This is a genomic window from Enterococcus sp. PF1-24 (genome assembly GCF_029893325.1).
Lineage (GTDB): Bacteria > Bacillota > Bacilli > Lactobacillales > Enterococcaceae > HY326.
This window is the reverse complement of record NZ_JARXWL010000008.1, coordinates 77,254-97,014: the sequence shown is the minus strand read 5'-3', so window position 1 is coordinate 97,014 and position 19,761 is coordinate 77,254. Positions and strand designations below refer to the sequence as shown.

At 34.6% G+C, this 19,761-nt stretch carries 17 protein-coding genes; 7 read left to right on the top strand and 10 right to left on the bottom strand.

Annotated elements, in window-relative coordinates:
• Positions 1 to 56: 56 nt before the first annotated feature.
• The 7 genes from M2139_RS05460 to M2139_RS05430 all read right to left on the bottom strand — a co-directional run bounded on the left by M2139_RS05460 (position 57) and on the right by M2139_RS05430 (position 7,669).
• Positions 57 to 1,154: a zinc ribbon domain-containing protein gene (locus tag M2139_RS05460; RefSeq protein ID WP_280737803.1), complete on the bottom strand. Its 1,098-nt coding sequence runs from the start codon at positions 1,152 to 1,154 to the stop codon at positions 57 to 59.
• Positions 1,155 to 1,180: 26 nt separating this feature from the next.
• A complete protein-coding gene (locus M2139_RS05455; RefSeq protein ID WP_348522599.1) occupies positions 1,181 to 2,080 on the bottom strand; it encodes a DUF975 family protein in 900 nt (299 codons plus the stop codon).
• Between the two features lie 33 nt (positions 2,081 to 2,113).
• The gene (locus M2139_RS05450; RefSeq protein ID WP_280737802.1) at positions 2,114 to 3,073 is read right to left on the bottom strand and encodes a serine hydrolase; all 960 of its coding nucleotides are present in this window, start codon (positions 3,071 to 3,073) and stop codon (positions 2,114 to 2,116) included.
• Between the two features lie 239 nt (positions 3,074 to 3,312).
• Positions 3,313 to 4,197, bottom strand: a complete 885-nt coding sequence (gene garR, locus M2139_RS05445) for a 2-hydroxy-3-oxopropionate reductase (protein WP_348522598.1) — start codon at positions 4,195 to 4,197, stop codon at positions 3,313 to 3,315.
• 24 nt (positions 4,198 to 4,221) lie between these two features.
• Positions 4,222 to 5,358 (bottom strand): glycerate kinase, encoded by a 1,137-nt coding sequence (locus tag M2139_RS05440; protein ID WP_280737801.1) that lies wholly within the window; start codon positions 5,356 to 5,358, stop codon positions 4,222 to 4,224.
• Positions 5,359 to 5,382: 24 nt separating this feature from the next.
• The gene (locus M2139_RS05435) at positions 5,383 to 6,282 is read right to left on the bottom strand and encodes a dihydrodipicolinate synthase family protein (protein ID WP_280737800.1); all 900 of its coding nucleotides are present in this window, start codon (positions 6,280 to 6,282) and stop codon (positions 5,383 to 5,385) included.
• A gap of 58 nt (positions 6,283 to 6,340) precedes the next feature.
• On the bottom strand, positions 6,341 to 7,669 hold the full coding sequence (locus M2139_RS05430; RefSeq protein WP_280737824.1) for an enolase C-terminal domain-like protein: 1,329 nt from the start codon (positions 7,667 to 7,669) through the stop codon (positions 6,341 to 6,343).
• A gap of 219 nt (positions 7,670 to 7,888) precedes the next feature.
• Between M2139_RS05430 and M2139_RS05425 the strand changes: the two genes are divergently transcribed.
• The 5 genes from M2139_RS05425 (at position 7,889) to M2139_RS05405 (ending at position 13,742) form a co-directional block, all read left to right on the top strand.
• The gene (locus M2139_RS05425) at positions 7,889 to 9,019 is read left to right on the top strand and encodes a sugar diacid recognition domain-containing protein (protein ID WP_280737799.1); all 1,131 of its coding nucleotides are present in this window, start codon (positions 7,889 to 7,891) and stop codon (positions 9,017 to 9,019) included.
• Between the two features lie 162 nt (positions 9,020 to 9,181).
• Entirely contained in the window at positions 9,182 to 10,492 is a 1,311-nt protein-coding gene (locus M2139_RS05420; RefSeq protein ID WP_280737798.1) for an SLC13 family permease, read from the top strand.
• Positions 10,493 to 10,527: 35 nt separating this feature from the next.
• Complete coding sequence (locus M2139_RS05415) at positions 10,528 to 11,868, top strand: enolase C-terminal domain-like protein (RefSeq protein ID WP_280737797.1); 1,341 nt, start codon at positions 10,528 to 10,530, stop codon at positions 11,866 to 11,868.
• 251 nt (positions 11,869 to 12,119) lie between these two features.
• Positions 12,120 to 12,983 carry an ABC transporter ATP-binding protein gene (locus M2139_RS05410; protein ID WP_280737796.1) on the top strand — a complete coding sequence of 288 codons (864 nt, stop codon included), beginning with the start codon at positions 12,120 to 12,122 and terminating at the stop codon, positions 12,981 to 12,983.
• A 12-nt stretch (positions 12,984 to 12,995) separates the two neighbouring features.
• Positions 12,996 to 13,742 carry a hypothetical protein gene (locus M2139_RS05405; RefSeq protein WP_280737795.1) on the top strand — a complete coding sequence of 249 codons (747 nt, stop codon included), beginning with the start codon at positions 12,996 to 12,998 and terminating at the stop codon, positions 13,740 to 13,742.
• A 27-nt stretch (positions 13,743 to 13,769) separates the two neighbouring features.
• Here the strand turns inward: M2139_RS05405 and M2139_RS05400 are convergent, their stop codons facing one another.
• The gene (locus tag M2139_RS05400) at positions 13,770 to 14,147 is read right to left on the bottom strand and encodes a hypothetical protein (protein ID WP_280737794.1); all 378 of its coding nucleotides are present in this window, start codon (positions 14,145 to 14,147) and stop codon (positions 13,770 to 13,772) included.
• Positions 14,148 to 14,354: 207 nt separating this feature from the next.
• Between M2139_RS05400 and M2139_RS05395 the strand changes: the two genes are divergently transcribed.
• Together M2139_RS05395 and M2139_RS05390 are read left to right on the top strand one after the other, a co-directional pair.
• Positions 14,355 to 16,103 (top strand): ABC transporter ATP-binding protein, encoded by a 1,749-nt coding sequence (locus M2139_RS05395; protein ID WP_280737793.1) that lies wholly within the window; start codon positions 14,355 to 14,357, stop codon positions 16,101 to 16,103.
• The gene (locus M2139_RS05390) at positions 16,096 to 17,829 is read left to right on the top strand and encodes an ABC transporter ATP-binding protein (RefSeq protein WP_280737792.1); all 1,734 of its coding nucleotides are present in this window, start codon (positions 16,096 to 16,098) and stop codon (positions 17,827 to 17,829) included. Before M2139_RS05395 ends, M2139_RS05390 begins: the two co-directional genes overlap by 8 nt.
• Positions 17,830 to 17,896: 67 nt before the next feature.
• On the opposite strand, the gene M2139_RS05385 is transcribed toward M2139_RS05390, so the two are convergent.
• Together M2139_RS05385 and M2139_RS05380 are read right to left on the bottom strand one after the other, a co-directional pair.
• A complete protein-coding gene (locus M2139_RS05385) occupies positions 17,897 to 19,183 on the bottom strand; it encodes a hypothetical protein (RefSeq protein WP_280737791.1) in 1,287 nt (428 codons plus the stop codon).
• A complete protein-coding gene (locus M2139_RS05380; protein ID WP_280737790.1) occupies positions 19,167 to 19,673 on the bottom strand; it encodes a sigma-70 family RNA polymerase sigma factor in 507 nt (168 codons plus the stop codon). Before M2139_RS05380 ends, M2139_RS05385 begins: the two co-directional genes overlap by 17 nt.
• Positions 19,674 to 19,761 lie beyond the last annotated feature (88 nt).

Here is a 19,761-nt window from a genome sequence, read left to right as displayed (position 1 = left end):
TATTCGAGAAAAAAATCGTTTAGTCAAGTCTCCTTAACTAAACGATTTTCAAAATTTTAATAACTTATCCAAACTTCATTCACGCCGCTACCTTTGGCAACGCCGTCAGTTAAGACTAGACGTGAAGAATAAGATAGATAGCCATATAAGACTTGGGTTCCGCCACCATTATCCCATTGAATCGTAATACTTACATTAGGATTAATACTTTTAGATTGTGGTTGGCTGGCTGGATACATATCATTGGTGTTATAACTTAAAATACTACCAGCTGAACCTGTCACTGTAGCGAAACCAAAAAATTGTGTACCATCGTTGTTTGTTTGCGTTACGCCGCCATTAGCAGCAATAGCTAAAGTCCCTTGTTTTTGACCATTTTGGTTATAATAAAAGACATATGAATTAGCCCATTTAGCGTAATCTCCAACAAAACTGCTACCAGCAGTGCTTGGTGCTGGTGCTGCGGGCGTTGGTTCGACAGCTTTTTCAGTCTGCTTACCTTTATTTTTTTTCGCAGCTTCTATTCCTGCGGTATTCTTTTTGCTTAAATCATCGACAGCTTCGCGAACTGATTTAAATTCCTCTTTAGCCAAATCACTAACTGGAATTTCAGCTAATTTCAATTCGGATTCTTTAAATTTTTCATCTAACGTTAATTCTTTGGCTTTTTTGATTGTAGCATCATACTTAGTCAAATCTTCTTTATCAGAAGTTTTTTTGCTGTCTTTAGTAGTTGTTTCTGTACTTGAAGTAGTGGTTGTTTTTTTCTTCTTAGCTACTTCTGAACTAGCAGTTGTTTTAGTTTTTACTTCACTTATGACTGAATCCGCTGTTTTTATGATAGTCCTTTGTGGTTGATTCCAAATAAAGAAAAAGATAAGGCCACCTACGATAGTAGCCAGTAAAACAATTACAGCGCCAATTAGCCATGGTGTTTTTTTATTTTTAGTTTCAGACGCAGAAGGAATTACAATATTTTTTTCAACTGTGGGTATTTCCTCAGATTCGAAGGTTTCAATTTCCGGTTTAACTTCTGCGGGTTCAGAAGCTACCACTGCTTCTTCGACTTCTTCGTTAGTAAAATTAAAACCACATTCTTTACAAAAACGAACGTTTTCTTCATTTTCAGTTTGACAATTAGGACAAATTCTCATTTTTAAACCCCTCCACACTGATTTTTCTATTGATTATTAGCTGCATATTTTTCATAGAGCTGATCTAAAAATTTGATTTCAGTAACATTTTGATATGGCAGGATATAAAAACTAGCTAAACCACAAGAGAAAATATTGACAAATTGCCATAAATAGAAAGAATAACGTAAAATTAAAAACTCGATTTTATAACCATCCATGATTTGACGACTTAACTTAATTGCATCATTAGCGGAAATTTCAGGATCTTTTTCTAATAAATAATTCGTCATAGCGTAAGAAGCTGATTTAACAATCCCTGGTATTACAAATAATAATGACCATAAAAAAGTATAAATAGTTGTTAAAGCATTGGCTAACAATACGCGATTTTTTTGACTGACAATAAAATATTGGAAAATTTTCACGCCATCCGCTTTTTGTCCTCGTAAAGTAAAGATACTGCTCCATTGGAAAATTGCTTGAGAAAGTAGTTTTAAGACTAAAAAAGCAGCTCCTGCTAATACGAAAATAATAAACCAAAACAATAATTTTAACCCAGATGTTGTTTGATTATAATAGCCAAAATAAAAGAATATGCTGTCAAAAAACCAACTGAAAAATAATTTATAACATGCTCGATAAAATAAAGAACTAATTACGGTACTAGCAATAAAGTAAATCAAAATACTCTTAAACCATTCACCATAACGACCTGATAGTTTTCGCTGTGCTTCTTTTTTGATTTCAGCGCGAGTAACATTTAAACCTTCGGCTGTTTCTAGTTCAAGCACCGCTTGTTTATCTGTTCGCATCTTATTAATTTGAAGTTTTGTTTTTTCTCCAATTGAAGGAGCTGTCATCGTTTGAAAACTAAAACCGCAACTTGTACAAAACTTCACCTCTTCCGTAATTTCTTGACCACAATTCGGACAAAATTTCATCATTTTTCCTCCTATTTCATTTCCAAAATTATTTTTTTATTGTTTCATTTGCCAAGCATTTAAAGCAAATTCCCCGATTGCTTGGCGCATGCCACTCACATTTGTTACGCCATCAGATAAAACAACAATAGCAAAGCTATTTTCACCATCAAGCACTAAGCCAATATCATTTTCAATATTGGGCAACTCCCCTGTTTTGTTGGCAACACCAACATTGGCTGGTAGCTGACTTGAGAGTTTCGTATTAATTTGCTGCCCTTCCATAATACTTAACATTTGATTGTAAGGATAACTACCTTGATTTAAATAGACTTTTTTCAAAAAAGTCATCGTATCATTTAGAGAAGTATAATTATCTAAGCCATTATTTCGCGCATTGTCATCTAACATTTTTCGCTCTAATCTAGTATCCCAATAACCGGCCTGCTGAAAATAACTATTTAAAGTCGACATACCAATATAATCAATTAAAGTATTGGTTGCTCCGTTATCGCTGACTTGAATCATTCTTCGAGTTAAACTAGCAAGGCTTTCTCCACCAGCCGATGCTTGCATATCTACGCCATTTTCATAAAGATAATCCATAATGAACACTTTAATGACGCTAGCCGAAACCATTGGCATTGAGCCACTGTTTGTGATAAATTGACCATCAGAAAAATAATAAATGCCATAACTAACTTGGTTAGCGTTAGCAAATAAATTGGCTCCAGAAATTTCTGTTTGTGGTAGCATCATTTCCACCTCTTCACTACTAGAAGTTATTTCAGCTGAAGAAGACTGCAGACTTTCTTCAAGTGTAGTTTCAGTGGGCATTTCTGAATAAGAATTGCTGCTGGTTGCAGTAACCGTCGCTGAGCTGGAATATTGTGTTGTTTCAGCGCTACTAGCAGTTGCTGTTGGTTTCTTAATCACCAAAGATAAAATAAGCACTGTCCCACAAACAATTGCCAAAAAAGCAGTAATCGCTAAAATAATTTCTTTTCCCTTTTTCAAATGTATTCTCTTTTCTTAATAAAAGTTATCTAAATAATTATAACAATATTCCTTTTAAGAAAAAACCTAAATTTATATTTTTTTTTACGGCACACTTACTAAATTCAAGGTAGATAGTTTTATTATAAGAGAATTACTAGTCAAAATATGAATAGCAGCCAAAAGACAGCAAAAAAACGTTAAAATCTACCAATAATTCAGAAACTACTAGTAGATTTTAACGTTTTAATGTTTAAAAATTAGTCTTGCAATTTTAAGTTGTTAATTTGCTCGTAGTAATTAGCGATTGCTGAATGATCACATTTTTCTAAATCATGCGCTTTTAGTGATTGCATAATATCCATTGCCAAAGAAGTAAATGGCGTTGAAACATTGATATCATGGGAAGTATCTAACGCATTTTGTAAATCTTTAATATGCAATTCGATTCGGAAACCTGGTTCAAAGTTGCCACTAAAGATTTTTTCTGATTTTTGATCCATTACAGTACTACCAGCTAACCCACTACGAATGGCTTGATAAACTGCATCTGGTGAAACGCCAGCTTTTTTTGCTAAAGAGTAAGCTTCAGAAATTGCTGCAATATTTACAGCAACAATCATTTGGTTGGCAAGTTTCGTAATATTACCGGCGCCAACTTCACCTACTAAAGTAACAGAAGAAGCCATTGTAGCTAATAATGATTCATATTTTGCAAAAACATCAGTTTTACCACCCACCATTACGGCAATTGTGCCATCAACTGCTTTTGGTTCACCACCAGAAACAGGTGCGTCCATAAAATCAACATCGATTGCTGCAAGTTTTTCTGCAAAACTTTGGCTAGCTTTAGGAGCAATTGAACTCATGTCGATGACTGTTTTCCCTGCTGAAAGACCTTCAGCGATACCATTTTCGTTAAATAGCGCTGCTTCCACGTTGGGAGAATTTGGTAACATAGTAATAATAACTTCTGATTTTTCCGCAACATCTTTGCCTGAAAGACCAGCGGTAGCACCAGCTGCCACAACTTCAGCAACTGCACTTTCATGAAAATCATAAACGACTACCTCATAGCCATTTTTTATTATATTTTTTGCCATAGGTTTCCCCATGATTCCTAATCCGACAAATCCTACTTTCATCAGAATATCTCCACCTTTTCTTTTTTATTTTATTAAAAATGCGCGAATTGCTGTTTCACCAGCTGTAATCATATTTTCTTTCACTTCAGCGATAGCTTCTTCAATACTACACGGACGATTAACTATTGAAAAAACTAAATCAATCCCAGCATCGTAAATAGCTGATAAATCATTTTCTCTACCACCTACTACAGCGATAACTGGTTTTTGATATTTTTTCGCTAATTGAGCAACACCAATGGGTGCTTTACCACTAATAGATTGCGTATCCATATTACCTTCGCCAGTAATAATTAAATCAGCGTCTTTCATGGCTTCTTCAATCTGAATTAAATCTAAAATTTGATTGATACCTTGATAAACTTCAGTGTCAAAAAACGCCAACAAACCTGCTCCTAAACCACCAGCTGCTCCTGCCCCTGATAAATCAGCAATTTTTCTGCCCACGGTTTTTTCTAATAGTTGGGCGTAATTTTGCATTGATTGATCAAGGCTTTTAATTTCAGCTTGCGCTAAGCCTTTTTGCGGGCCATAAATGTAAACTGCGCCATTTTCACCAGTTAAAGGGTTTGAAACATCTGATAAAATTTTAAATTTCACTTGTTTCACAGCTTCTGGTAAGGCTGAAAGATCAATGCTAGCTAAGTCTTTTAAGCCAGCTAAACCACTAGCGATTTCAATTCCTTCAGCATTTTTAAAGGAAATCCCTAGCGCTTGGGCCATGCCAACACCACCATCTGTAGTGGCACTTCCGCCAAGGCCTAAATAAATTTCTTTGGCCCCGTCGTTAATTGCCGCTAAAATCAGTTGCCCCACGCCGTAAGTTGAAGCTTGTAAGGCATTTTCGTGATTGGGTTCAACTAACATTAAGCCGCTAGCTTCAGCCATTTCGATGATGGCAGTTTGTGAATTTAGCATGCCGTAATTAGCTGTAATTACTTCGCCTAAAGGATTTTTAACTTGAACATTTCTAATTTCTCCACCCAGAGAAGACACTAAAGCTTCTATTGTACCTTCGCCACCATCCGCAATTGCGTATTTGAGAAGATTAGCTTCTGGAAGGACTTTACGTATTCCCATCTCTACCCAATCAGCAGCTTCTTTGCTAGAGGCACTCCCTTTGAAAGAATCTATTGCTAAAATTATTTTTAGATTTTTCATGAATCCTCCTCTTCTCCAGTCTTTCTATGGTAAGAAACCAGCTTTTGTCATTTCTTTAATCATTTTTTCTAAAATTGGCCCTTGTGTTTCTTCTGTTGGTAAAACAGATGGACCAACATCCATTCCCATTAAATTAGCCATATCTTTAGTGGCTGCCGGGAAGCTAGCTGGGTCTTGTGAAAGACGAATTGGATTCAAAATAAATTGATTTTCTAAAGCACCTTTTAAATCGCCAGCTACATACTTATCATAAATGCCACAAACTAACTCAGGATACATATTGGCAGTTGAACAAACACTACCGACTGCACCAACACTTAAAGCTGGAAAGACAATCGTGTCTTTGCCTGCCATTACGCGAAAATCAACATCCTGATTGCGACGAATAAGCTCGCTTAGGAAAGTTAAATCCCCGCTGGAATCTTTAATCCCGACAATATTAGCTAAATCATGAGCTAAGCGTTCAATAATATCTAAACTAATTGAATAGCCAGTTCTACCAGGATTATTATAAATCAATACCATTTTTTCAGGGATTGCTTCAGCAATTTTTCTGAAATGATTATAAATAGCTTCATCAGTGGGTTTAATAAACATTGGCTGTAAGATTGAAATACCATCAACAGCTAAATCGCCAGCTCTTTTAGCTAACTGAATCGCATGTTTAGTCCGGATATGACCGACACCGAAGAAGATTGGCACTCTACCTTGTGTTTCATCAATAATAATTTTGGCTGCATCAATCATTTCATCATCAGTAAACATATAAAACTCACTGTTACTTCCAAATGCTAAAATGCCGTGTACGCCATGTTCAATGACATGATTCACTATATAGCGTAATTTTTTTTCATCAATATTTTCTTGACTATCTATAGGTGTTAGTAAAGGAACGACAATTCCTTTAATTTTTTCTATCTCCATTTTGAGGAACCTCTCGATTGTTTTTTTCTTCACTATTTAGTATAGCACTATCTGGCTTTTAGCGAACTAGTGCTGGACGATTTCCGTCAAACTCCCAATTTGGAATTAAGTATTGCATCGCAATCGCATCATTACGAGCCCCTAAACCTTTTTCCATATATAATTGATGAGCAGCTGCCAATTTTTCACGATCAATTTCAATTCCCAAACCAACTGAATCTCTTGGAATGATAATTTCACCGTTTCTGATAAGATGTGGATTTTTTGTTAAGCCTTGGCCATCTTGCCAAATCCAGTGAGTATCAGCGGCATTAACTTCTCCAGGTGCTGCAGCAGCGGTGTGAGCCACCATTGCTAGTGAAATATCAAAGTGATTGTTTGAATGAACACCCCAAGTTAAATCTAAATCATGACAAAGTTGTGCCACGCGCACGCTTCCTTGCATTGTCCAGAAATGCGGATCGGCTAACGGAATACTAACGCTATCTAAGCGAATCGCCGCTTTCATTTCTCGCCAATCAGTGGCTACCATATTAGTTGCCGTTGGTAAACCAGTCCGGCGATGGAATTCAGCCATGATTTCACGACCAGAAAAACGGCCTTCTGCCCCACAAGGATCTTCTACATAAGTTAACGTACCATGCATATCTTTACATAAGCTAACAGCTTCTTCTAATGACCAAGCGCCATTTGGATCTAAAGTGATGCGGGCATTAGGAAATTCTTTTTTCAAAGCTTTAATAGCTTCCATTTCTTCCTTACCATCAAGCACGCCGCCTTTTAGTTTGAAATCTTGGAAACCATAGCGTTCATAAGTTGCTTTCGCTAAGGCTACAATTGCTTCTGGTGTCATCGCTTCTTTACGACGTAATTGACCCCAAGCATCGCTATTGTCATCATTGTCAATATATGGCAAGTCTGTTTTATCTTTATCTTCTACATAAAATAGATAGCCTAAAAATTTAACTGCTTCTCTCACCTGACCATCGCCTAATAAAGCGGCAACGGGCACGTTTAAATGTTTACCTAATAAATCTAACATTGCAGATTCTACAGCAGTCATCACATGAACAGTTGTCCGTAAATCAAAAGTTTGATTGCCACGACCACCAGTATCTAAACCAGAAAATTTATCTTGAATCGTTTTTACAACATTTTTATACTCACCTAGAGTACGGCCAACAACAAGTGCTTGACAATCCTCTAAAGTTTTGCGGATTTTTTCACCACCAGGAACTTCTCCCAAACCAGTATTACCTTGATCATCTGTTAAGATAACGATATTTCTTGTAAAATATGGGCCATGGGCACCGCTCAAATTCATTAACATGCTGTCATAACCAGCAACTGGAATAACTTCCATTTTACTTATTTTTACCATAGTTATCGATCCTTTTCACAAATATTTTTTTGAAAACGTTCCATTTGTTACTAGTATAGAAAAAAAGAGACCAAATGGAAATGTTATTGAGCACTGATTATTAAGTGAATCACTATAAAAAAATGTTTCTTGTAACATTTGGTGAAATGAAGTTATAATGTGAGTGTCAACTGAAGGTTAAAATAAAAAAAATCAGCGATCTCAGCTGAATGATGAGGTGAAAAAATGGAATTAGAGCCTAAAACTGCTAAATTAATCGTAAAAAACTTAAAAGATATTATTAATTTTGAAATCAATCTGTTTGATACCTCTGGCACTATTATTGCCAGTACTGACCGCTCTCGCATTGGTACCAGCCACGAAGGTGCGTTAATTGCTGCCCACACGAAAAAAATCTTAACGATTGATTATGATAATCAATTTGCTGGCGCAAAAAAAGGCATTAATTTACCGGTGCTATTTAATAATTCTGTCGTAGCGATTATTGGTATTACTGGTACTCGTGAAGAAGTTGAACCTTTCGGCAATATCATTAAGAAAATGACCGAAATTTTGATTCGGGAAAATTGGCTACAAATGACTGCTTATAATCAAAGAAATAATTATCACAACTTAATTAATATGTTGATTGCTAAAACCAGAGATCAAAGTTTAACAGACTACCTTGCTTCAATTTTAGCAATTAATTTAGAAATTCCTCGTTTAGTAATTATTGGTGAGTTTGTGAACAAAACACCAAATGATAACTATGAAGAACTTTTTCACCTGATTTATAATCGTATGAAACCTTTTGCTAGTAGCTTCTTTGCGGTTAGTGAACAAAAAGTTACGATTTTAATGGAGGATCTGGATAATCAGCAACTTAATGAGTTTCTAGCTGCTACGCAACAAGATATTCAAAATCGTTTCAAAAAGAATTTTGTTTTTGGAATTGGCAACACTGCCCCTACTATTGATGATATTTGGCAAAGCTATCATAACGCGCAAACAACTGTTAATTGGTTGAAATTTGAAAAAAAATCGGCTTTTCAGCGTTTTAGTGAGTTGGATCTTGAGTTATTGCTAACTGCTATTTCTATTGACAATGCGCAAGATTTAATCAATAAAGTTTTTAGCAATTTAAACACTAAAGAAATTGATAAGTATAGCGATTTAATTAGAACTTATGAAAAGCATAATGGCAGTATTACTGGTGGCGCGGAAGAATTGTTTATTCACAAGAATACTTTCCAAAATAAATTAAATCGTTTCTATGAAATTACCGGGTATAATCCTCGCGATTTAAAAGATTATGTGATTATTGCTGTTGCTATTCGCTTAAGGGACTATTTAAATGCTACCAAACAACTAAATTAAATAAAATTTGTGCAGTTTTTCACTTGAGTTGTTTCCTGTAACATATTAACTTGCAGAATAAAAGAAATAAATGTTACCTGTAATCTATAGATTCTCAATTTTTCTTCATATAATTACTCTTGAAAACGTTTCATTAAAAAATTGAAGAAAGAGGAACTTTAAATGAGTACAGGATTATTAAGTCTTTTAGGTATTATCATTGGTCTTGTTTTATTAATTGGCTTATCTTTTAGAGGCTTATCGTTAATTATTTTAGGACCGATTGTCAGTGCAGTTGTTTTACTTTTCTCAAGCGAAAATATTATTGAAGGATTAACTGGCCCTTACGCTACTGCTTTTGCTAACTTTGCTCAAAGCAATTTCTTGCTGTTTCTACCAGCCATTATTTTAGGGCAAATGTTAGGAGAATGTGGTGCCGCCAATGACATTGCTTATGCGATCGCTAATATTGCTTCTAAAAGCAAACGCAATGCTAAATTTGCAACGCTAATGGGCTTATCAGTGATTACAGCTGTCCTTTCTTTTGGTGGGGTTTCTGGCTTCGTAGTCGTATTTACAGTTGCACCTATCTGTAAAGGTTTATTTAAAAAATTAGATATTCCTTGGCATTTCGTTATTGCTATTTTAGTTTATGGCGGCAGTATGTGGACTGCGATTTTACCTGGTTCCCCTGCTATCCAAAACTTAATTCCAATGGATTATTTAGGCACAAAACCAACTGCTGGTCCTTGGATTGGGATTATTATTGCGCTTTGGTGTATTGTTACTGGTGCCCTTTATATTTATTGGCAATTAAAACGCTCTGAACGACGCAATGAAGGTTTTAGCGAAACTGGCGCTGCAATTGATAAAGTTTGGCCAGATGATGCTACTATCGAAGAACATGGCTCAGTTTTAAAAGCCTTAATGCCTTCTATTGTTTTAATCGTAACTATGAACCTTTTTGGTTTTGAACCTGAAGTGGCTTTATTCTTAGGCGTAATCACTTGTGCTGTTCTTTACTATAACAAATTTGATAACTTATCTAATTTATTAACTGAAAGTGGTAAAAAAACTGCGACTACAGTTATTAATGTCTGTGCGGTTGTAGGTTTTGGTGGAATTATTAAAGAAGTTGCTGGTTTCCAATTCTTAATTGACGGTTTAGATGCAGTACCTGGACCACCATTGATTCAATTGGCTTTAGCGACTAACTTAATCGCTGGTATTACTGGTTCAGCTTCTGGTGGTGAAGGGATTGCTTTAGAAGTTTTAGCACCACAGTACGTAAGTATGGGCATCAATCCAGATGTTATTCACCGAATTGTAAATATTTCATGTTACGGGCTGGATTCATTACCACATAATGGTTCAGTAATCACTCGTTTGAATCATACTAAATTATCTCATAAAACAGGTTACTATCACGAATTTATTTTAGGAGCTATATTACCTTTCTTTAACTCCTTCTTAGCTTATATGGGAATTGTTTAATAGTTCAAAAATTGATTATGAAGGAATGAATATCAATGAATCCTAAAATCGTAAAAATGGATGTTTTTCCTGTTGCTGGTTATGATAGTATGTTAATGTCTTTATCTGGGGCACACTCCCCTTATTTCACAAGAAATATTGTGATTTTAGAAGATGATCTTGGGCATCAAGGCATTGGCGAAATTCATGGTGGCGAATATACTTGTCAGCAATTGAAAAGCTATATTCCTCACGTAGTAGGTCAAGAAATCACTAATTATCGTAATGTTGTGAAGAATTTACGTAATCTTAACCAAAAAGCAAATGAAGATACTGGTGAAGGTATTCAAAGTTTAGATCTCAACCAATTAAAATTTGTGGTGCAATCAGAAACAGCCGTAGAATGTGCTTTATTGGATTTAGTAGGAAAATTTGTTAATCTTCCCCTTGCCTCTTTGTTAGGCGATGGCATTCAGCGAGAAGAAGTTGAATTTTTAGGCTACCTATTTTATATTTCTGATGCTGAGAAAACAGATTTACCTTATCTTAAAAACGACGATTTGACTGACGATTGGGGGAAAATCCGTCGTAACCCTACTTTAACGCCAGAAGCAATTGTTGCTCAAGCTCAAGCTGCTAAAAAGCGCTATGGTTTCAAAAACTTAAAACTTAAAGGTGGCGTTTTAACTGGGAAAGAAGAAATGGAAGCTGTCAAAGCGCTATCTGAAGCTTTTCCTGATTCACGCATTAATATTGATCCCAACGGTGCTTGGTCATTAGCAGAAGCTACGCAATTAGTTAATGATTATCGTCAGTATTTAACTTATGTAGAAGATCCTTGTGGCCCTGAAGGTGGTTTTTCAAGTCGTGAAATTACTACTTGGTTTAAAAATGCAACCTTCTGCCCTGTCGCAACCAACATGATTGCTACTAATTGGAAACAATTTTATCATGCAGCGTCTTTGAAATCAGTAGATATCATCTTGGCTGACCCTCATTTTTGGGGGCTTAATGGTAGTATTCGCATGGCACAAATTTTAAATGATTGGGGATTAACTTGGGGTTCTCACTCAAATAATCATTTTGATATTACTTTAGCTACCTATGCTCATGTAGCAGCCGCAGCTCCTGGTAAAATCACACCTGTTGATACCCATTATATTTGGCAAGATGGACAAGAATTATGTGATAACTCGCCAAAAATCCGCGATGGTAAGATAAAAATATCTGATAAACCTGGTTTAGGAATTGAAATCAACATGGCGCGTTTAATGGAAGCTCACGAATTATATAACTCTATTGCACCGATCTATCGTGATCGTCATGATGAAATTGGTATGCGTTACTTAATTCCTGATTGGCAATTTGATTCAAGTAAACCTGCTTTAGTTCGTTAAAAAAATCTCCCGCACAAGCTACATCGTGCGGGAGATTTTTTGTGTTTATTTTCTGGGATGTAGGGCAACACTCGCAGCTTTTCTTTTTCTTGTTATCTAGCTCTCACTTTACTCAGGTGTAAAACAAGCTATTACGCCTTCCTATTTTTAAGTTTTCTTAATTACTTTGAAAATGCTATCTAGAATTTTTCCCCCGTGGTATACTAAATTTGTTAAAATTTTTTCAAGTCTTAGATAAAAGGAGTTACATTATGGAAATTGTAGTTGACAAATTATTAATGAAATACGGTCAAGTTCCTACTTTGAAAATTCGTTCTTTGAAATTTTCTGAAGGAACTGCTTATGGTTTAGTTGGCCATAATGGTGCTGGTAAAACGACCCTCTTCAAATGTATGACAAATATCATTACCACTTATAGTGGCGATATTTCAATTGATGGCACCTCTGTTAAAGAAAACAATGAAGTGTTGTTAAATGTCGGGATTGTATTAGATGGTATGTCTTGTTATACCAATCGAACAGGCTGGTTTAATATCGAATATTTTGCTGGTTTACGTGGTCAATTTGATAGCAATCGCGCCAATTCTTTAGCTAAAGAGTTAGATTTATTAGAAGTTTTAAACCAAAAAGTGAAAACTTATTCTTATGGGATGCAGAAGAAATTAATTTTATTAATCGCTTTAATGCATACCCCTAAAATTTTAATTTTAGATGAACCTTTCCGTGGTTTAGATGTAGAAACGGTTAAATGGTTTAAAAAATATTTGAAACAACTAATCGCTGAAGGTTTAACATTAATTATTTCAAGTCATGTTCAAAATGATTTAGAAGCCCTTTGTGATATGGTTTATGTTATTGAAAGAGGTCAAATTATTGATTCTATTAATATGAACTCTGAAAGAACCAAACAAATGCGCTTAATCAATACCTCAGATAATCAAAAATTAATTGAAATTCTCGAAAAAATTAATTACTTCTACGAAGCAAGTGATGACGGCATTAAAATTGATATTTCTGATACTCGTTGGAAAGATATCAAGAATGAATTAGTGGCGGATGATATTGAAATTAACGAGTTAACAAAAATAAAAATTCTAGAAGATAAATTGAATTAGAGGTGAAAAAGAATGACAAGTAAATTAATTTTTAAAATGGAACTTTTCAAGTTTTATCGTGATAAATCAATTTTGATTATTATTGGTATTTTAGCTGCGTTGAATACTTTCTTTGCAGGTTCTATTGTTTATATAATCAATAATTACTACACTAAAGATTTAGAGGCCTTTTTAGGGCTTGTAATTTTTGGAACGTTAGCAACAATCGTCGCCGATGCTTTTTTCAGCTTATTTTTACCATTCCACATGATTGCAATGGATTACAAAAATAATGTTATGGCAACCATGATTGCTTCTGGTGTAAATCGCACGCGTTTATTCTTTTCAAAAATTGGTGCAGTATTTTTATGTTCAATTGCCATTGTGATAGCTATCGGATTTTTCCCAGCAATGATTTTTTTAATCAATTTTTCTCATACTAATTTCTGGCAAGAGTTTTTAAATGGTTTTAACTATGCCTTGAATTTACAAAATACTAGTTTCCCACTAATATTACTTAATCAAGCCGTTAGTTATATCAGTACCTTAGTAATTGTTTTTACCACTTGTATTATTTTTAAAGGTCGTAATATTGCGATTATTTTCTATTTTATCTTTAATATTGGTATCGGAATTGTTACCGGGATTTTGAATGTAATTTCATTGAACGCCGGTTTTGATTCAGTTGGAAGAACAATTTTCCAAATATGTATCTCATTAATCATAACGGTTATCTTCGCCTTTATCTCATTAACAACAATGCGGCGACAAAACTTATAAAAAGATGAAAACCACTTAGTCTAACGACTAAGTGGTTTTTGCTTTTCGTTGCCCTTTTTTTCTTTTCTTAAAGATTATTTTTAACAAAATGTAACAAACCAGATAAATTAATGAAATTCCAATTAAACTCAGTACTAAAAACGGCCAGCTGTAATAAAATTGGCGTTGACTTTCTTTAACAAAGTTTCCTATGAAATAAAAAATTCCTAAAGAAATCAAAAAGCTAGCTAGCATAATCAAAAAATCTCTTAATCGACGAGCCCGCTGCTGTTTTTTCTTCATTTCGGCTTTTTTGGCAACACTGACCTTTTTACGGGGCGTTGTTTTTTCAAATTCTATCTGATTGTCATGAAGATGTTTTGCCTCAATTTTGCGTTTTTGTTTATTTTGAGTTGGTTGTGACATTTTTTAACCAACGCCTCCCTGTTTAATAATAATTTTATTATACTATAAAAAACATAAAAAGACTTGGCCTTAAAAAATTCTTATCCTGATGCTGCAACAAAAGTTTAGGATATTTTTTTTATTTGGCAGCTTGCTATTTCAACTTTTCTTAGTTAATACGACAATGAGAATCATTTTCAATAGATTTTCTAAGAAAGGATGACGCGTATGAAAAAGCAAAATAGTTTTACTTATTTATTTAAAATCGCTGGCAATTCTTTGTGGTTGCTACTGTTCTCAGGGATTTTTAGCGTAATTTCAGGAATCTTAGATTTTGTTCCTTTTATCATGCTCTATCGAGTTCTTTTATTTCTTTTTGGGGAGAATCCTAATGCTGATTTGGCAAAACAATATGCCTTATATGCTGTAATAGCAATTATTTCCAAATTTTTGACAGCGATTATTAGTGGTGCCCTCTCTCATATCGGTGCCTTTAACACGCTTTATGAAATTCGTTGTAAATTGAGCGCCCAAATTGCTAAAGTGCACTTAGGTTTCTTTAATAGTACCACTTCTGGCAATTTGAAAAAGAACCTGATTGAAGATACAGAACGCATTGAAAAAATGTTGGCCCATCAAGTTCCGGATTTATTTAAGGCCATCACTGTACCTTTGATTATGTTTATTTATCTTTGTACAGTCAACTGGCAATTAGCCCTTTGTTTATTAATTCCGATTATTTTAGGTGGCGTGATTTTAAGCGTTGGCATGAAAAGCAGTAGTAATTTCATGAGTTGGTACCAAAAATTAGTTGGTCAACTTAATTCTTCCATTATGCAATTTATTAATGGCATGAATGTGATGAAAGCTTTTAACGTAACTGCTAAAGGTTTTAAGCAATATTCTGATACGGTTGCTGAATATCATGAAATGTGGGTCAGCTGCACCAAAGCGCAAAGCGGCCCCTATGGCACCTTTATGGTATTAATTGAATCAGGAATCTTTTTCAGTTTCCCAATTGGTGGTTGGTTATATCTACAAGATAAAATTGAGTTGCCAGTCTACCTATTTTTTATGATTATGAGTGTCGTCTTTTTTAGTTCTTTAAAAAGCTTACAAGGCTTTTCGATGGCAATCGTGCAAATTATGTCAGGTACCGATAAAATTCGTCAAATTATGGATGTGCCGCAACAGGAATTTGGTGAAATAACCACAGATGTTAGCGACAATCCAGCGATTACTTTTGAAGAAGTCAGCTTTGCTTATGAAGAAAATGATGTTTTACATGAAGTCTCTCTTGAAATTCCCGCTAAAAGTTTAACTGCTTTCGTTGGTGTGTCTGGTTCTGGTAAAACCACGACTGCCCAACTAATCCCCCGCTTTTGGGATAATCAAAGCGGTGTCGTTAAAATCGCTGGCTCACCAATTAATCATTATTCAGAAAAAGCTTTAATGAATGCGGTTAGCTTTGTTTTTCAAGAATCTTTTATGCTCCACGATACAATTTGGGAAAATATTGCTGTGGGGAAAGAAAATGCTACGGAAGAAGAAATTTTTGCCTCCGCTAAAGCTGCTCAAATTCACGAAACGATTTTAGCTTTGCCAGCTGGTTATCAAACCCATTTAGGTGAAGCTGGTATTAAAATGTCTGGTGGCGAAAAACAACGAATTTGTATTGCTAGAGCCATTTTGAAAAACTCACCAATCTTAATTTTTGATGAAGCTACTAGTTTTACCGATATGGAAAATGAACGAAAAATTCAGTTAGCCCTAAATGAATTATTGAAAGATAAAACTACCATTATGATTGCTCACCGCTTGCACACGATTGTCAATGCCGACCAAATCTGCGTTTTTGATTCAGGTAAAGTGATTGAGCAAGGAACGCATCCGCAACTATTGGCTCAAAATGGTCGTTACGCACAGATGTGGCAAAGTTATACAGCTGCTAATATGGAGGTGTCAGCGAATGATTAAAATGATGAAAGATATTCTATTTGTAATTGGGAAACAAATAAATTTACTGATTGCCCCAGTTTGTTTAGCGATTTTAGATGCCCTTTTAAATATGTGCTTTTACTCAGTAATGATTTTAGGCATTGTAAAATTAGTGGAAAATGATTTCACGCAAGCCTTTTTTACGAAGAGTGTGATTGTCTTAGTTGTTGTTTTTATTGCCCGCGTCTTACTGGTGAGCCATAGTTATAATTCTTTACAAATTAATGGTTCAAAAATCATTACTAAATTACGGATTCAGCTTGCTGACCACGTTCGTGGTTTAAATTCTGGTTTCTTTAATCAAAATAGTATTGGTAAATTAACTAGTAATTTCACCACTGATATTGCTGATTTTGAACAAGTCCTTACGCATAATTTTTCCGATATTTTTAAAACTTTGTTTATGATTTTATTCGGCTTAGTTGCCGCTTTAATCATTGATTTTCGTTTTGCGGTAATTATTGTGGTAATGATTTTGATTGCCCTGCCCTTTTTAGTTGCTGGTGGTAAAACTGGCACAAAAGCCGCAACCCGCCATCGCCCGAAAATCAATGCAGTTATTTCGCGGGTAGTTGAATATATTAACGGTATCAAAACTTTTAAACTCTATCAATTGACAGGCGTTAAATTTAAAAGATTAGATGATTCTTTTAATGACTTACGGAAATCAGCGATTAAAACTGAATTAAGTATGATGCCTTTTATGATGGCCTTTTCAACTATTGTTTCTTTCATTTTGCCAGTAGCTTTAGTTTGGGGTACTTATTTATTATTAAATGAAACGACAACGCCGACTAAATTTATAGCGGTTTTAATGTTAAGTATTTCCATTTCATCGCAATTAATCGCTTTAGGGATGCTTTATCCAGAAATGAAATATATGGCTAAATCAGCTGTCAATTTGCGACAAGTCATGAGCCAACAGCCATTAACTTATACTAAAGAAGAATTATCAGCTGAAAATTATGAAATTGTTTTAAAAGATGTTAACTTCGCTTATGAAAATGATGTGGCAGTTTTGAAAAACATTAATTTGCGGATGCCTATAAAAACCACCACAGCTTTAATTGGCCCTTCAGGTTCAGGAAAATCAACAATTATTCATCTACTTGCTCGCTTTTGGGATGTAACCAGTGGTGCAATCACTTTTAATCAGCAAAATATTGCTGAAGTAAAACCTGATGCTTTAACCAGTCAAATTAGTATGGTCTTTCAAGATGTTTATTTATTTAATGATACGATTTTAAATAATATTCGGATTGCTAAACCCGAAGCCACACAAGCCGAAGTGATTGAAGCTTGCAAAGCCGCCAATTGTCATCAATTTATTGCTAATTTAGAAAACGGCTATGACACGATGGTCGGCGAAGGTGGTTCAACCCTTTCTGGTGGTGAAAAGCAACGGAGTTCAATCGCTAGAGCTTTATTAAAAGATGCCCCAATCGTTCTTTTAGATGAAACGACTTCTAATTTAGATGTTGATAATGAAAAAGAAATCAATCAAGCCTTAGATTTACTGATGAAAGATAAAACCGTCGTAGTAATCGCTCATCGCTTAAACACCATTATTAACGCTGATCAAATTGTCGTGTTAGATGAAGGAGAAATTCGTGAACAAGGCAATCACCAAGCCTTGTTAAACAATCATGATTGGTATGCTCAAATGTATCAAGAACAAGAAAAAGCCCGCAATTGGGTGGTTTAACTGTTTAAATAAAGCAGCAGAAACGAGATTTTTATGAATCTCTCGTTTCTGCTGCTTTTCTTTAGCTCTAATTTCCAAAAAAGTTCATTTCTTCCATACCTATAGAAAATAAATTAACATCCAGCAAGCTGATGTAAGAAAAATCTTGTTCTTTTAGATATTCTTCAAATTGAGCTTTAGGAATAGCAACGTCCATTTTATTAAAACGTAATTCCTCTTCTTTCAATTCGGTGATAAGAGCAGCGATGCTATCTTCATCAACCTTATCAAAATCTATAACTATTTCCTCTTCTTTGGCAACCATTTCTTGCTCATATTCTTGAGCGATTAAGCGATCATAACTGTCTTCATGATGATCTAGCAGATATTGCAAATGGGCCACTAAATATTCTTTAAGTTGTTCTTCTGAAGATTCAATAAGTCCCTGACTACCTGGATACTGTTGATATAAAAGCCCTGGATATTGCTGATTCATTAGAGTTTTAAATGAAAATCCATAGTTTACTAGCCATTGATTATTTTGATAAAGGCGAATTCCGAAAATATCAGCTTCTTGATAACCTTCCACTTTTGTATCTAACAACGCATTTAAAGTAGTAACCTCTTCCTCTTTTTCAACAATTTCTTGTAATTGTTGAAAATTTTTAACTTCTGGAAAACTGACTCGAACTTTCAACCAAGCAGAATCGGGTAGCTTATTAATGGTTTCCAACAATTTTGAATAGTTTTTTTTGTCTTCAAGATGAATATTTTGAAAGGTCAAAAGATTATAGTTATTTGTATTACCGAAATATTGTTGATTAGTAGCCTTTCCTTTATCAATTGTGATTTGTGAACCACTGATTTCTCCTGAAAAATCATCAGCATTCATTAAATAAACTTGATATTTCGCAATTCCAGTTTTTTCAGTACTGCTCATATCAACTAGTACCGGTTTCTTTTCAAGATTAATTTGGCTTTCCACTAACTGATAAAATTCAAAATTATTTGGATAGCAGAAATAGTTAATTTCTCCGGTTGTTGGCGTAACTTGGGTAGTCATGGGATTATAGTAATAAGCAGCCATTATTTTAGGAATAATTAAAAATCCCCCAGTAAAAAGAAATAAAATAATCGCCATCATCAACAGAAGCTGTTTTTTCAGCCGTTGGTTAATTTTCTTTTTTATCGTTTTAGTTTCAACTATAGCTGACTCTTCCTCTGCCGATGAAAAAGCAAGCGATTCATCTTCTTGTTGTAAAATATAATCCAACAACACTTCCGTTTTTTCAAGTTCCGCTTCAAAAGCGGATTTTTCTTCATCTGAAAGCTGATTTTGTTGATATTTTAGTAATTTATCATGATAATTGGTCATCTTTTTGCAACTCCTTTTTTAATAGTTTACGTCCGCGATGCAGTAATACTTTAACATTGCTAGTTGATTTACCAGTTAAATAGCTTAAATCTTTAATAGATAGTTCTAAAAAATAATAGCCTAATAAAACTTCTTGCAGATTTGCTGGTAAATGCAGGATTTTTTGGTATAAATTTTCATATTCGCGACTTTTTAAAAGCTGGGTTAACGGGTTAGCTATTTGATTGTTTGCTTCAAAAGTTAGTTTTGATAAAACTTGTTGTTTCCGGAGACTTTTGCGATAGTTATCAAAATAGAAATTACGCATACTTCGCATTAAATACGCTTGATAATTATCATCAACTACTTTGTCATAAATTAACAAAAAACGATAAATTGCTTCTTGAACCAAGTCTTCTCCTTCGCTTTTGGAACCAGTTAACATGATGCCATACAATAATAATTGCTGATAGCAACTAGCTAATAGCTCATCAAGCCATTTTTCACTCATTTTGCCCTCCTTACGCTTTATCCTATTTAGCTCCTTTTACTTAATAAACGAACAACTCTCTAAAAGGTTACAATTTTATTTATTATTA

Excerpts from the sequence above, each read along its gene's own strand:
- M2139_RS05425 (WP_280737799.1), top strand. The coding sequence starts at position 7,889 with ATGGAATTAGAGCCTAAAACTGCTAAATTAATCGTAAAAAACTTAAAA.
- M2139_RS05455 (WP_348522599.1), bottom strand. The coding sequence starts at position 2,080 with ATGATGAAATTTTGTCCGAATTGTGGTCAAGAAATTACGGAAGAGGTG.
- M2139_RS05405 (WP_280737795.1), top strand. The coding sequence starts at position 12,996 with ATGACAAGTAAATTAATTTTTAAAATGGAACTTTTCAAGTTTTATCGT.
- M2139_RS05385 (WP_280737791.1), bottom strand. The coding sequence starts at position 19,183 with ATGACCAATTATCATGATAAATTACTAAAATATCAACAAAATCAGCTT.
- M2139_RS05410 (WP_280737796.1), top strand. The coding sequence starts at position 12,120 with ATGGAAATTGTAGTTGACAAATTATTAATGAAATACGGTCAAGTTCCT.
- M2139_RS05435 (WP_280737800.1), bottom strand. The coding sequence starts at position 6,282 with ATGGAGATAGAAAAAATTAAAGGAATTGTCGTTCCTTTACTAACACCT.
- M2139_RS05420 (WP_280737798.1), top strand. The coding sequence starts at position 9,182 with ATGAGTACAGGATTATTAAGTCTTTTAGGTATTATCATTGGTCTTGTT.
- M2139_RS05415 (WP_280737797.1), top strand. The coding sequence starts at position 10,528 with ATGAATCCTAAAATCGTAAAAATGGATGTTTTTCCTGTTGCTGGTTAT.
- M2139_RS05460 (WP_280737803.1), bottom strand. The coding sequence starts at position 1,154 with ATGAGAATTTGTCCTAATTGTCAAACTGAAAATGAAGAAAACGTTCGT.
- M2139_RS05400 (WP_280737794.1), bottom strand. The coding sequence starts at position 14,147 with ATGTCACAACCAACTCAAAATAAACAAAAACGCAAAATTGAGGCAAAA.
- garR (WP_348522598.1), bottom strand. The coding sequence starts at position 4,197 with ATGAAAGTAGGATTTGTCGGATTAGGAATCATGGGGAAACCTATGGCA.
- M2139_RS05380 (WP_280737790.1), bottom strand. The coding sequence starts at position 19,673 with ATGAGTGAAAAATGGCTTGATGAGCTATTAGCTAGTTGCTATCAGCAA.
- M2139_RS05395 (WP_280737793.1), top strand. The coding sequence starts at position 14,355 with ATGAAAAAGCAAAATAGTTTTACTTATTTATTTAAAATCGCTGGCAAT.
- M2139_RS05390 (WP_280737792.1), top strand. The coding sequence starts at position 16,096 with ATGATTAAAATGATGAAAGATATTCTATTTGTAATTGGGAAACAAATA.
- M2139_RS05440 (WP_280737801.1), bottom strand. The coding sequence starts at position 5,358 with ATGAAAAATCTAAAAATAATTTTAGCAATAGATTCTTTCAAAGGGAGT.